The 12,029-nt window shown below is 74.7% G+C and carries 10 protein-coding genes; 8 read left to right on the forward strand and 2 right to left on the reverse strand.

The window, feature by feature from the left end; genetic code table 11:
- The first annotated feature begins 180 nt into the window (after positions 1-180).
- The 3 genes from ACTWO6_RS05605 to ACTWO6_RS05615 are packed head-to-tail and all read left to right on the forward strand — an operon-like array spanning position 181 to position 4,225.
- On the forward strand, positions 181-1,584 hold the full coding sequence (locus ACTWO6_RS05605) for an MFS transporter (protein ID WP_446218579.1): 1,404 nt from the start codon (positions 181-183) through the stop codon (positions 1,582-1,584).
- Positions 1,581-2,669, forward strand: coding sequence for a hypothetical protein (locus ACTWO6_RS05610; RefSeq protein WP_446218580.1), 1,089 nt, complete (start codon positions 1,581-1,583; stop codon positions 2,667-2,669). The genes ACTWO6_RS05605 and ACTWO6_RS05610 overlap by 4 nt, the downstream gene beginning before the upstream one ends.
- Positions 2,666-4,225, forward strand: a complete 1,560-nt coding sequence (locus ACTWO6_RS05615) for a hypothetical protein (protein ID WP_446218581.1) — start codon at positions 2,666-2,668, stop codon at positions 4,223-4,225. Before ACTWO6_RS05610 ends, ACTWO6_RS05615 begins: the two co-directional genes overlap by 4 nt.
- Positions 4,226-4,344: 119 nt before the next feature.
- Here the strand turns inward: ACTWO6_RS05615 and ACTWO6_RS05620 are convergent, their stop codons facing one another.
- The gene (locus tag ACTWO6_RS05620) at positions 4,345-5,298 is read right to left on the reverse strand and encodes a S41 family peptidase (RefSeq protein WP_446218582.1); all 954 of its coding nucleotides are present in this window, start codon (positions 5,296-5,298) and stop codon (positions 4,345-4,347) included.
- 89 nt (positions 5,299-5,387) lie between these two features.
- On the opposite strand from ACTWO6_RS05620, the gene ACTWO6_RS05625 reads away from it, so the two are divergent.
- From ACTWO6_RS05625 to ACTWO6_RS05645, 5 genes are all read left to right on the forward strand, one after another.
- Positions 5,388-5,903, forward strand: a complete 516-nt coding sequence (locus ACTWO6_RS05625) for an ArsR/SmtB family transcription factor (protein ID WP_446218583.1) — start codon at positions 5,388-5,390, stop codon at positions 5,901-5,903.
- A gap of 148 nt (positions 5,904-6,051) precedes the next feature.
- Positions 6,052-8,325, forward strand: a complete 2,274-nt coding sequence (locus ACTWO6_RS05630; RefSeq protein ID WP_446218584.1) for a putative bifunctional diguanylate cyclase/phosphodiesterase — start codon at positions 6,052-6,054, stop codon at positions 8,323-8,325.
- A gap of 137 nt (positions 8,326-8,462) precedes the next feature.
- Positions 8,463-9,101, forward strand: coding sequence for a hypothetical protein (locus ACTWO6_RS05635; protein ID WP_446218585.1), 639 nt, complete (start codon positions 8,463-8,465; stop codon positions 9,099-9,101).
- 160 nt (positions 9,102-9,261) lie between these two features.
- Positions 9,262-10,020 carry a MerR family transcriptional regulator gene (locus tag ACTWO6_RS05640; RefSeq protein WP_446218586.1) on the forward strand — a complete coding sequence of 253 codons (759 nt, stop codon included), beginning with the start codon at positions 9,262-9,264 and terminating at the stop codon, positions 10,018-10,020.
- A gap of 18 nt (positions 10,021-10,038) precedes the next feature.
- The gene (locus ACTWO6_RS05645; RefSeq protein ID WP_446218587.1) at positions 10,039-10,362 is read left to right on the forward strand and encodes a putative quinol monooxygenase; all 324 of its coding nucleotides are present in this window, start codon (positions 10,039-10,041) and stop codon (positions 10,360-10,362) included.
- Between the two features lie 142 nt (positions 10,363-10,504).
- Here ACTWO6_RS05645 and ACTWO6_RS05650 read toward each other — a convergent pair whose 3' ends face one another.
- Positions 10,505-12,028, reverse strand: a complete 1,524-nt coding sequence (locus tag ACTWO6_RS05650) for a GntP family permease (protein ID WP_446218588.1) — start codon at positions 12,026-12,028, stop codon at positions 10,505-10,507.
- Position 12,029: the final 1 nt, after the last annotated feature.

Consider the following 12,029-nt stretch of genomic DNA (forward strand, 5'->3'; position numbering starts at 1 on the left):
CCGTGCACGCCCGGCCGCCGGCACCGCCGCCGCAGCCGGCCCTCGGCCGGCGCCGAGTCACCGCGCTCGCCCTGGAACCGCTCCGCCGGCCGTTGACCGGCCTGTGATCTTCCACCCCGCACGGACCCCGTCCCGACCTGCGCGATCTACGCTGGGGCCGCCGTCCGAACGGGGAGAATCGTGCGCAATCACCCGGCCGTCGTGCTGGTGGCCGTCCTGCTGTCCACCGTCGCGCTCCCGGTCTCGCTGACCGGCGCGTCCGTCGCGCTGCCCGACATCGGCCGCGACCTGCACGCCGGCCTGGCCGGCGTCCAGTGGGTGGTGAACGGCTACAACGCCACGTTCGCCAGCTTCATGCTCGCCACCGGCGCGCTCGCCGACCTGTTCGGCCGCCGCCGGGTCTACGCCCTCGGCGTCGCGGTCTTCGCCGCCGGCGGGCTGCTCGCCGCGGCCGCCGACAGCATCCTGCTGCTCGACGTCGCCCGCGCCCTCGCCGGCGTCGGCGCGGCCGCCGCGGCGACCAGCGCCTCCGCGCTGCTCGCCGGGGCGTTCCAGGGCCGTGCCCAGGCCCGCGCGTTCGGCCTCTTCGGTACGGCGATCGGCGTCGGCCTCGCCTTCGGCCCGTCGATCGCGGGGCTGCTCATCGAGGGCTTCGGCTGGCGGGCGGTCTTCGCCGCCCCGGCGCTGGCCGCCTGCGCCGTCCTCGCCCTGGTGCCGCTGCTGCCGGAGTCCCGCCAGCCGCACCCGGGACGGGTCGACTGGGCGGGCACCGTCTCGTTCACCGCCGCGCTGCTGCTGCTCATCTTCGGTTTCGTGCAGGGTCCCGCGTACGGCTGGGCGGCCCCGGTCATCGTCGGCGCGTTCGCCGCCGCGGCGGCGCTGCTGGTGGTCTTCGTCCGGGTGGAACGCCGCCGCGCCGACCCGATGTTCGACCTGGCCCTGCTATCGAGCCCCCGCTTCCTCGGCATCTGCCTGGCGGCGGCCACCATCGTCGCGGTGCTGGTGCCGCTGCTGGTCTACCTGCCGTCCTACCTGACCACGGTGGTCGGGCTCAGCCCCGGCGCGGCGGGCGCGACGCTGATCCTGCTGACCGCGCCCACCCTGGTGCTGCCGCTGCTCAGCGGGGCGCTGACCCGGCTGGTCCCGGCCACCGCGGTCACCGTCGTCTCGGTGGTGGTGGTCGCCGCCGGCGCGGCCTGGGCCACCGTGCTCCGGCCGGACGCGGACACCGCGACGCTGGCCGGTCCGCTGCTGACCATCGGCGTCGGGGTCGGGCTCTCCATCGGGCTGCTCGACGCGATCGCGATCGGCAGCGTCGCGCCGGGCCGCGCGGCGACCGGCGCCGGGATGATCAACACGGCCCGGTTGACCAGCGAGACCATCGCCATCGCCGTGGTGGGGGCGGTCCTGGCCAGCACCACCGCCGGCCGGCTCGCCGACCCGGGCTTCACCGGCGGCCTGCGTACGGTGCTCTGGTCGCTGGCGGGGCTGGCCCTCGCGGCCGCGGTGGCCACCGCCGTGCTGGTCCGCCGCGGCGCGCTCCCGGCCGTACCGGCGGAGAGCGCCTATCCTGGCGGATCATGACGAGCAGCGCACGGCGACTGGCCGAGATCCGCGGCGGGGTGCCGCCCCGCCGGCACAACGCCCGGACCATCGCCGCGCTGACCGGCAACCCGGGCTGCACCCGGCGGGCGGTGCTGGACAGCGCGGGGGTGGACAAGCCGAAGCTGGCCGAGCGGATCGGTTTCCCGGCCCGGTACGGCCAGTCCCGCTTCGCCATCACCCGGGGCAACGCGTTCGAGGCGCAGGTCAAGGCCGACGGCGGGGCGGAGCTGCTGCGGCTGGTCGCCGAGCGGCTGGGCGTACCCGTGCCGGCGGAGGCGAGCTGGACGGACCTCGGCGGCGCCGACGACCTGCCGGACCGGCACGAGCGGTCCCGGGCGGCGCTGACCGACCCGGGCGAGGGGGCGGCGCTCTTCGACCATCCGCTGCTCGGTCTGGAGGTCGCCGGCCAGCGGGTGCACCTGGAACCGGACCTGGTCGCGGCCCGGCTCGCCGGCCGGTTCCACGTCGTGGAGGTCAAGTCCTTCCCGGTGATCGACGGGCAGGCCGACCCGGCGAAGGTCTCCGCCGCCGCCGTCCAGTCCGCCGTCTACGTGCTGGCGCTGCGCGAGCTGCTCGCCGCCGAGGGGTACGACCCGGAGCTGGTGTCGCACGAGGTGGTGCTGGTCTGCCCCCGCGACTTCGCCAACCAGCCGGTGGCCAGCCTGCTCGACGTCCGCAAGCAACTGCTGGCGCTGCGCCGTCAGCTCGACCGGATGGCCCGGATCGACGCCCTGCTCGCCGACGTGCCGGCGGAGTTCACCGCCGACCTGACCGCCGACCCCGGCACGCTGGTCGCCGCGCTGTCCCGGGTGGAGGCCCGCTACGCGCCGGACTGCCTGGCCGCCTGCGAGCTGGCGTACTTCTGCCGGCACGAGGCGCGCGGGCACACCTCGGCGCTGGGCCGTCCGGTCCGCGAGGCGCTGGGCGGGATCGTCGAGGTCGCCGAGGTGCTGGCGCTGGCGGCCGGCGAGCGGGCCCCCGACCCCGAGCAGGGGGAGGCCGCCGCGCTGCTGCGCGCCGCCGCCCGCCTGCGCGCCGACGCCCTCACCGGAGACCCCGCATGAGTACGCTGCGCGCGCTGGCGAAGGCGCAGGCCCTCGCCGCCGGGTTGGCCCAGCCGGTGGCCACCGTCCGGCACCTGCACCTGTCGGAGCGCCCGCTGGTGCTGATCCCGCTGGCCATGGCGGGCGAGGCGAACGCCCCCCTGGCGGCCCTGGTCGGCGCGGCCCCGGACGAGGCGCGGCTGCTGATCGTGCCGCAGCCCCGCAACCGCCAGCAGCGGTTCGCGTTCGCCGCCGAGCTGGCCGGTGTCGTGCTGCCGTACCTGGACTCCTTCCGGAGCGTCACCGAGGCGGTGCCCACCGACCGGGGCCGGGACGTCCGCCACCGGTACGTCGACGCGCCGCAGCTGCTGGTGCCGAACCCGGCCGGGGTCACCTTCCTGCGGCTGCTCGGCCGCTCCACCCGGTTCCGCCGGCCGGACGGTGACTACCCGGTGCACCCGTCGGTGCCGCTGCTCGGCCGCTGGCTGACCTTCTTCGCCGAGCGGGCCGAGCACCCCGGCTCGGCGGCGCTGCTGGCGATGACCGAGGCGCTGACCCTGCACTGGGCGACCGGGCAGAGCGCGGTGGAGGACCTGCACCTGCCGGCGCTGCTCGGCTGGATCGACCCGGCGGCCGGGCTGACCGGCGCGGCGGCGGCCGCCCGGGCCGAGGACCCGACGGTCTGCCCACCGGCCGGCCCCGCCACCGACCCGGACTTCGACAACCGGCGGCTGGCCCCGGCGATCGCCGCGTACGCCGACGCCGAGGCGGACCCGGTCGCCCGCGCGGCGGCGTACGCGGAGCTGGAGCGCCTGCTGCGCGACCAGCTCGCGCCCACCTGGGAGCTGATGTGGCGCGGCGTGGGGCTGCTGCGCGCCCTGCCGCCGGGGGCCCGGGTGGCCGGCCGGTGGGACGGCGACAAGGACGCCTTCACCGGGTACGCCGAGCACGTCGACGCCGGGGGTGGCCCGCAGCCGCGCCGCGACGGCGCGGTGGCCGCGGCCGTGCGCCTGCACCGGCTGGAGCGGGCGCTGACCTCGTACGCCGTGCAGCGCGCCTACGACGACCCGCTGGTGATGGCCGAGCATCGGCTGACCGGGGAGGCGTTCGTCGGCGAGGTGACCCTGGCCGACCCGAAGCGGGTGGACGACACCGGGAAGCGGCCGGTGCTGCGGCCCCGGATCCAGCTGGTCACCACCGAGCCGGTGCTGGTGCCGGTCGGTGCGGCGCTGTGGTCGCCGGCCCGCCCGGCGCAGAAGGCCCGGGTGGTCTTCGTGACCCCGGGCGCGGACGGCAAGACCGAGGTGGTGCTGGAGCTCTCCGGCGGGATGGGCCGGGGTTTGACCGCGCCGCCGGGCGCCGTGCCGGAGGTGGGGGAGCGGCTCTGTTTCACCACCCTGTCGGACGCCTTCCTGCCGGCGGGGAACTTCCCGGCGCCGGAGGAGACGCCCTGGACGCATGGTGGGCCGCCCGCCGCCGCGCCGCCGACGGACGAGCCGGCGGCCCACGTCGAGGGTGGTTCCGCGGTCCCCGCCCCGGGAGGCGACGGCGGCGAACCGGCGGAGGAGTGGGCCTGAGGTCGGGGCCGGCGTCCCGGCCATCCACCGTGGACCGTGCCATATTGGCCCGATGAGCGGTGGTCACGTCCTGGCCCGTCACCCCCGGTAGCCGCACCCAGGCATCTTCCTGCGGCCGGTCAGGAGAGGCCGGCCAGCGCAGCGCGCACCTCGTCCGCCGTCGGCCGCTCCGGGTCGCTGTCCAGCAGGGCCGCCAACGCCCTCCGGTACGCCAGGTCGCGCGCCTCGGCGGCCGCGACCTCGACGTCCGGCGCCACGCCGCAGCCCTCCCAGTTGGTGCCGGTGACCGGGTTGACCGGCCGGGCCACCGGCACGGTCAGCTCCAGGTGCGGGTGCGCCGGGAAGCCGTCGCACGGGTGCGCGCCGCCGCGGGTGCGCTCACCCACCACCGTGGCCCGGCCGAGCTGCTGGAGGTCGTACGCCAGCTCCTCCCCGCCGGAGAAGGTCTCCGCGCTGGTCAGCACGTACACCGGCTTGTCGGCGTCGTAGCGTGGCCCGGCCACGTACGCCGCACTCCAGAACTGGCGGGTGTTGCCGCTCCGGTCGTGCATGGTGTGCAGGTGCGCCGGCTCGGCGAAGAACCAGCCGCAGACCAGGGCCACCATGTCGGGGCTACCGCCCCGGTTGCCGCGCAGGTCGAGCAGGAGCGCGTCGGTGCCGACGAGCAGCCGCAGCGCCGCGGTCACCGCGTCGCCGGCGAGCTGCGGCGAGAAGAGGTACGGGCGGATCTCCAGCAGGCCGATGTTCCCGGCCAGGCGTTCCACCCGGGCCACCCCACCCATGGTGGTCCTGACCAGCGGGGCCAGCCTCGCCTCGATCGGGTCGTCGTCCTGCTCGACCAGCGGCGTCGCGTGGTGCCGCAGCCGCAGGTGCAGGTCGCCGTTGACCGACTGGAGGTCCTGGGTGACCAGCGCGGCCAGCGCCGCCGGGTCGGCGGCGTCGGCGTACCGGCCGGCGCGGAGCCGGTCGCCGAGGTGTGCGGCGATCCGTTCGGCGACGTCGGCAAGGACGTAACGCTCGGCGACCAGCTTCACGGCCCGCTCGACGACCTCGGTGATCTCGTCCTGTCGCATCGGCTGCCCCCGTCCGTGGTTCCACTGTGTGGTGCTCGCAGTAGAGCAGCCCGATTGACAAAGCGTCAAGAGAAGTGGACGCTTTGGTGGTGACCGAGGAGACGCCCGACGAGGTGCTGACCGTCAGCACCCCGGCCCACTTCAAGGCGCTGGCGCACCCGTTCCGGCACCGGCTGCTCTTCGCGCTGGGCAGGCGGCCCGCCACCATCAGCCAGCTCGCCACCGGCCTGGGCGCGGCCAAGGGCACCGTCGCCCACCACCTCAAGGTGCTCACCGAGACCGGCATGGTGCGGGTCGCCCACTCCCGGCAGGTGCGTGGCGGCACCGAGCAGTACCACCAGCGCAGCTTCCGCCGGCTGGTCGGCGAGGCCGGCGACCCCGGCGCCACCGGCGCGCTGCTCGGCGCGGTCGCCGAGGAGCTGGCCGCCGACGCCGACCCGCTGCTGCACCTGCGCCACCTCCGGCTCACCCCCGCCCAGGCGGACCGGCTCCGGGCCACCCTGGACGACCTCGTCCAGGCAGCCGAGGAGGCCGGACCGGACGCGCCCCGGTACGGCGTGCTGGTCGCCCTCTACCGGCAGGGCGACAGCGCGTCACCGTCCTGATCGGGCGGGTGACGGGCGCCGGTCGGCTCTGGCGGCGGCAGCGGGCGGGTGACTACGCTTGCGCCGTTCGCCGCCCGTGACCGGTCCTCATCGTCGAGGGTGCACGTCTGAGAGAGAGCCGGAGCGAATAGTTGTGCTGCCGCAGGACGTGAGCCGCGCCGTCGTGGCCCGTCCCACCCTGTCCGGCCGCGTCGGTCTCGTCGCGGCCGCGGTCGTCGTACTCGGGGAAGCCTGCTGGCTGCTGGCCGGGCTGCCCGGCGCGGCACTCGCCAGCGACCTGGGAGCGGTGGCGGTGGCGGCCTGGGCGGCGGTCGCCTGCGTCGGCGTGGCCCGCCGGCAGCCGGTGGCGCTGCGCCGGTTCTGGACGCTGCTCGCGGTCACCATGGCGCTCGCCGCGCTCGGCCGGGTGCTGTGGGCGGTGCAGCGGCTCGACGGGCATCAACTGCCGCACAACCCGCTGATCGGTGGCATCTTCACCGCCGGCATCGTCACGGGCACCGCCGCGCTGCTCTGCTCGCTGGCCGCCCCGCGCAGCCTGATCGGGCAGGCCCGCACCCTGCTCGACGGGGTGATCGTCGGGCTGGCCCTGATCCCGATCGGCTGGGTGGTGGTGTTCCGCGACGTCGCCGCCGCCGACCTCGCCGACCCGCTGCGCACCTTCGGCCTGCTCTACCCGATGTTCGACCTGATGCAGCTGACCATCCTGGTCGCGGTCGCCGGGCCGTCCCGGCCGATGTGGCGGCCGTTGACCGTGATCGGGGCGAGCCTGGCCATCCGGGCCGCCGCCGACACGGCCTACGTCTCGCTCGTCGCGCACGGCAGCTACACGCCCGGCCACCCGATCGACCTGTGCTGGCCGCTGAGCTACCTGCTGATCGGCGCCGCCACCGCGTGCCCGCCGCCCACCGGCGGCGGCGGCGGCGAGGAGACCGCCGAATCGCCGCTGCCGCCCTGGTGGCGGGTAGCGCTGCCGTACCTGCCGGTGGGCGGGGCGATCGTCGCGGTGGGGCTCGCCCGCCGGCCCACCGGGCAGACCCCGCATCTGATCTTCCTCGGCATGATGGCGCTGCTCGGCGTGCTGGCGCTGCGCCAGGGGCTGGCCGCCAACGAGAACCTGCGGCTGGTGGCCCGGCTGCGCCGGCTCGCCTACTCCGACCAGCTCACCGGCCTGCCCAACCGGCTGACCTTCAACCGGCGGCTGCGCCGCGCCCTGCGCGACGACGTGCCGGTCGCCGTGCTGCTGCTCGACCTGGACGGGTTCAAGCAGGTCAACGACCGCTTCGGGCACGCCACCGGTGACCGGCTGCTGACCAGCATCGCCGAGCGGATGCGGGACGCCACCGGCGCCGACGGGATGATCGCCCGGCTCGGCGGCGACGAGTTCGCGGTGCTGGTCCACGGCGACTGGCCGGTGCCGCCGGAGCGGCTCGCCGAGCGGCTGCTCACCGCCCTGGAGCCGCTGCCCGGCGAGGAGGACCTCGGCCTCAACCCGTCGGCGAGCATCGGCATCGCCGAGTACGGGCCGCAGCACACCTCCCACACCGACCTGCTCCGCGACGCCGACATCGCCATGTACGCGGCCAAGGCGGCCGGCAAGTCCGCGTACCGGACGTGCACCCCGGCGCTGCGCGAGTCGGCGGTGACCCGCGCGGAGCTGATCGCCGACCTGCGCCGCGCCGTCGACGAGGGGCAGCTCCACCTGGAGTACCAGCCCATCGTCGACCTGGCCACCGGCGCGGTACGCAGCGTCGAGGCGCTGATCCGCTGGCGGCACCCCCGGCTCGGGCTGCTGGCCCCGGCCAGCTTCCTGCCGCTGGCCGAGGAGACCGGGCTGATCCTGCCGGTCGACCGCTGGGTGATCCACGAGGCGTGCCGGGCCGCGGCGGCCTGGCGGGAACGCGCGCCCCAGGTGACCGTCGCGGTGAACATCGCCGCCGCGCACCTGCGCCGGCCCGACCTGATCGCGACGGTCACCGCCGCCACCGCCGGCGCCGGCCTGCCGCCGCGCGCGCTCACCCTGGAGCTCACCGAGTCGGCGCTGATCGAGGGGAGCGACGCGGTGCTGGACCGGCTGCGCCAGCTCCGCGAGCTGGGCATCCGGATCGCCATCGACGACTTCGGCACCGGCTACTCCTCGCTGAGCTACCTGCACCGCATTCCGGCCACCGAGCTGAAGGTCGACCGGTCCTTCGTGGCCCGGCTCGGCACCGAGGACCCCCGGGCGTACGCCACGGTGGACATGGTCAACCGGCTCGCCGCCGCGTTCGACCTGGCCGTGGTGGCCGAAGGGGTGGAGACCGACGCGCAGCACGCGGCGGTCACCGCGATCGGCTGCGTGCACGGCCAGGGCTGGCGGTACGGCCGCCCGGCCGCCCTGCCCGAGCTGCTGACCACGCTGACCCCGGTCGACGTCGCCCGCTGATCCCGGCAACCCGGCCCACCGAGAGCAGGTCGAAGGTCCCGGGCGGGACAGGGGGTTCGGCCCTGCTCCGGGCACCCCGCCGACCGCCACGATGGAACGGTCACCGAGAAGCGCCACCATCCTTTCAGGAGCCCCCCATGAAGCGACGGACGTTGGATCTGCTGTTCAGCATCGGCGGGCTGGGCCTTGCGGTCCTGCTGCTCGTCGTGGGCATCGTCCTGACGACGAACGCCAACTTCGCCAACACCTACGTGCACGACCAGCTCAGCGCCCAGCACATCAGTTTCAAGCCGGCCGACACCCTCACCGACGAGGAGAAGAAGTCCGACTGCCTGCGCGAGTACGCCGGCCAGCCGCTGACCACCGGCAAGCAGGCCGAGTGCTACGCGAACGAGTTCATCGGCCTGCACCTCACGTCGATCGGCGGTGGCAAGACGTACGCCGACCTGGGCGCCCCGCAGACCGCGCTGAAGGAGCAGGTGGCCCAGGCCGAGCAGACCAAGGCCGCGAACCTGGCCGACCTGCAGAAGCAGCTCGCCGACGTCACCGCCCAGCGGGAGACGGTCTTCAAGGGCGAGACGCTGCGCGGCCTGCTGCTCACCTCGTACGGCTTCAGCGAGTTCGGCCGCAAGGCCGGCCAGGGCGCCCTGGCCATGTACCTCGGCGCGGCGCTGCTCCTGCTGCTGTCGCTCGCCGGCCTGGTGCACGCCTTCCGGACCCCGGCCAGCGAGACCTTCGCCGCGCCGGAGCAGGCCCGGGAGCGCGTCACCACCTGACCCGACCAGCACCGACCCGACCGCCCCCGGTCTCCCGCACCCCCACGGGAGACCGGGGGCGGTCGTGTTCCCCGGACACCTCGGGCGGCCGGGCCGCAGAATCGGACTTGACCCTCACGCAACGGGAGGCGGGAGCCTTGGTCGCGGAAGGGAGGGGACCATGGCGTACACGGTGGGTCAGGTGGCGAAGCTGGCCGGGGTGACGGTGCGGACGCTGCACCACTACGACGAGATCGGCCTGCTCTCGCCGAGCGGGCGCACCTCGGCCGGCTACCGCCGCTACGACGAGGCGGACCTGGAGCGGTTGCAGCTCGTCCGCTACTACCGGGAGCTGGGGTTCCCGCTGGAAGAGATCGCCGCGATCCTCGACGACCCCGAGGTGGATCCGGCGGCGCACCTGCGCCGGCAGCACGAGCTGCTGACCGTACGGATCAAGCGCCTGCAGGAGATGGTCACGGCGATCGAGTTCGCGATGGAGGCGAGCAAGGTGAACATCCGACTGACGCCGGAGGAGCGGTTCGAGGTCTTCGGCGACTTCGACCCGGACGCGCATGCCGAGGAGGCCGAGCAGCGCTGGGGTGACAGCGAGGCGTACCGGGAGTCGACCCGGCGCACCGCCCGCTACTCGAAGGAGGACTGGCTGCGCAACAAGGCCGAGAACGAGGAGTGGGGGCGGCGCGTCGCCGCGGTGATGGACTCGGGCGCGCCGGCCGACAGCCCGGCGGCGATGGACCTGGCCGAGGAGCACCGGCAGCTGATCAGCCGCTGGTTCTACGAGTGCTCGTACGAGATCCACACCGGGCTGGCCGACATGTACGTGGCGGACCCGCGGTTCACCGCGTACTTCGAGAAGATCCGGCCCGGGCTGGCCGAGTACCTGAGCGAGGCCATCCACGCCAACGCGATCAGCCGGGCCTGACGCTGCCGAGCTGCGACCATGGGCGCTGAGGTGTCCGCTCAGCCCGGGAGGTCCACAGTGCTCATCGTTGCCGGCAGTCTCTATGTCGACCCGGACGGCCGGGACGCCTATCTGGCCTCCTGCGCAGAGACCGTCCGGCAGGCGCGCTCCGCTCCGGGCTGCATCGACTTCGCGGTCAGCGCGGACCTGGTCGAGCCGGGCCGGATCAACGTCTACGAGCGGTGGGAGACCGACGAGCAGTTGCTCGACTTCCGCGGGTCCGGCCCCTCCGAGGAGCAGACGGTGGCGATCCTCGGCGCCGAGGTGCACCGGTACCGCATCTCCGGCGTCGAGGCGCCCTGAGTCGCCGGGGCCCGGCCCGGCGGCTCAGGGGACACGGTGGTGGCACAGCCCAATGATTCATTTGCGACATCAGCTTCGTAGGCACTCATGGACAGGTCCGCGACGCGGCCGGAGCGTCGACAGCGTTCGCGCGGCTCCGCCCCTACAGGATCAGGTCGAGCAGCAGGACGCCGACGAACCCGACCACCGAGATGATCGTCTCCATCACCGACCAGCTCTTGATGGTCTGCCCGACGGTCAGCCCGAAGTACTCCTTGACCAGCCAGAATCCGGCGTCGTTGACGTGCGAGAAGAACAGCGATCCACAGCCGATGGCCAGCGCCAGCAGCGCCACCTCCGGTCCCTGGAGGGTGGCGGCCAACGGCGCGACGATGCCGGCGGCGGTGATGGTGGCGACGGTGGCCGAGCCGGTGGCGACCCGGATGCCGACCGCGACCAGCCAGCCCAGCAGCAGCGGGGAGAGGTTGGCGTCCTTCGCCGCGTCGGCGACCAGGTTGCCCACGCCCGCGTCGACCAGCACCTGCTTGAAGCCGCCGCCGGCGGCGACGATCAGCAGGATGCCGGCGATCGGCGGCAGCGACCCGCCGAGGAAGCCCGAGACCTGGGAGCGGCTGAAACCGGTCCGGTAGCCGAGGAAGATCATCGCGAAGATGACCCCGGCCAGCAGGGCGACGATCGGGGTGCCGACGATGTCCAGCGCCTTGCGCCCCCCGGTGCCCTTGTCGAGGGTCAGCTCGCCGATCGCGCGCAGGAGCATCAGCGCCACCGGCAGCAGGACCGTGACGACCGCGGCCCACAGGGCGGGTGCCCGGCGCGCGCGTACCCGCTCGGTGGCGGCCTCGTCGATGAGCTCGCCGGGGTGGCCGGTGCCGGGGTTGATGAGGTCGTCCTCGGCGACCAGGTCCCCGTCGGCGTCGACCGGGCCGCGGCCGGTGGCCGCGGGCCCCCGCCGGCCGGCCGGGGTCAGCGGTCGTCGGGTGGGCAGCAGCGCCTCCGGCGCGGTGGCGGGCACGTAACGGGCGATGAAGTTGCCGAAGACCGGACCGGCGATGATCACCGTCGGAATGGCCACCAGGAGGCCCAGCGCGAGGGTCTGGCCGAGGTTGGCGCCGAGGGCGTCGATCGCGACCAGCGGGCCCGGGTGCGGCGGCACCAGGCCGTGCAGCACCGAGAGGCCGGCCAGCGCCGGGATGCCGATCTTCATCAGCGGTACGTCGGTCCGCCGGGACACCAGCAGCACGATCGGCACCAGCAGCACCACGCCGACCTCGAAGAAGAGCGGCAGGCCGATCAGCGCGGCGACCCCGGCCATCGCCCATGGCAGGGCGGTGCCCGAGACCCGGCTGACCACGCGTTCGACGAGGCTGTCCGCGCCCCCGGACTCGGCGAGCAGCCCGCCGATCATCGCGCCGAGGGCGATCAGCAGGCCGACCCCGCCGACGGTGGAGCCGACCCCGCCGCTGAACGAGGTGACGATCTTGTCCGGTGTCACGCCGGCGACCACGCCGAGCACGGCCGCGCCCAGGATGAGCGACAGGAACGGGTGCACCTTGCCCCAGGCGATGAGCAGCACCACCGCGGCGATGCCCAGCAGGGCCGCGAGGATCAGTTGGGTGTTCCCGGCGTCGGTGAGCGGTTCCGCCGGTGCGGCGAGCAATGTGACCACG

Source organism: Micromonospora sp. IBHARD004 (assembly GCF_052814115.1).

Excerpts from the sequence above, each read along its gene's own strand:
- ACTWO6_RS05610 (WP_446218580.1), top strand. The coding sequence starts at position 1,581 with ATGACGAGCAGCGCACGGCGACTGGCCGAGATCCGCGGCGGGGTGCCG.
- ACTWO6_RS05615 (WP_446218581.1), top strand. The coding sequence starts at position 2,666 with ATGAGTACGCTGCGCGCGCTGGCGAAGGCGCAGGCCCTCGCCGCCGGG.
- ACTWO6_RS05620 (WP_446218582.1), bottom strand. The coding sequence starts at position 5,298 with ATGCGACAGGACGAGATCACCGAGGTCGTCGAGCGGGCCGTGAAGCTG.
- ACTWO6_RS05635 (WP_446218585.1), top strand. The coding sequence starts at position 8,463 with ATGAAGCGACGGACGTTGGATCTGCTGTTCAGCATCGGCGGGCTGGGC.
- ACTWO6_RS05640 (WP_446218586.1), top strand. The coding sequence starts at position 9,262 with ATGGCGTACACGGTGGGTCAGGTGGCGAAGCTGGCCGGGGTGACGGTG.
- ACTWO6_RS05645 (WP_446218587.1), top strand. The coding sequence starts at position 10,039 with ATGGGCGCTGAGGTGTCCGCTCAGCCCGGGAGGTCCACAGTGCTCATC.